General features: G+C 73.6%; 1 protein-coding gene. It reads left to right on the top strand.

All coding sequences use genetic code 11. The features are described 5' to 3' along the window. Positions 1-268, top strand: a 268-nt coding sequence (locus H6A28_RS14900; protein ID WP_204481083.1) for an L-serine ammonia-lyase, iron-sulfur-dependent, subunit alpha, incomplete at its 5' end; no start/stop codon positions are given. Between the last annotated feature and the right edge of the window lie 191 nt (positions 269-459).

Genomic DNA, 459 nt, shown 5'->3' with positions numbered 1-459 from the left:
CCTGCTGGGGCTCGTGTGTGACCCGGTGGGCGGCCTCGTGGAGGTGCCCTGCCAGGCGAGAAACGCCATCGGCGTGGCGGCCGCCTTCTCCGCGGCCCAGCTCGCCCTCTCCGGTGTGAGGTCGCTCGTGCCGTTTGACGAGGTGGTCCGCGCGATGGCCGAGGTGGGCCGCGCGCTGCCGGCCACGCTGCGCGAGACGGCGGCCGGCGGGCTTGCCGCCACGCCGAGCGCGCGGGCGGCCTGCACGCGCTGCGCCGGGTGCGCGTAGGTTCGGCGCGGGCGCGGCGGGCCTGAGGTTCTTCTCGCCGGGCGGGCCGTGTCGAGCTGCGACGTTTCACATCGGGCACGTCGTCCCACGTCGGGCACCGTCGGGCACCGTTTTCGGACGGTCTGTTGACTAGTTTCGTCCGGAAACAGTGCGCGGTCCGGAGGCCGCACTGTTGTTGGACGGTCTGGAGC

The sequence above is a fragment of the Bacteroides mediterraneensis genome, assembly GCF_016900355.1.
GTDB lineage: Bacteria > Bacteroidota > Bacteroidia > Bacteroidales > Bacteroidaceae > Phocaeicola.
The sequence above is the reverse complement of the archived record's forward strand: the minus strand, read 5'-3'. Positions and strand labels throughout refer to the sequence as shown.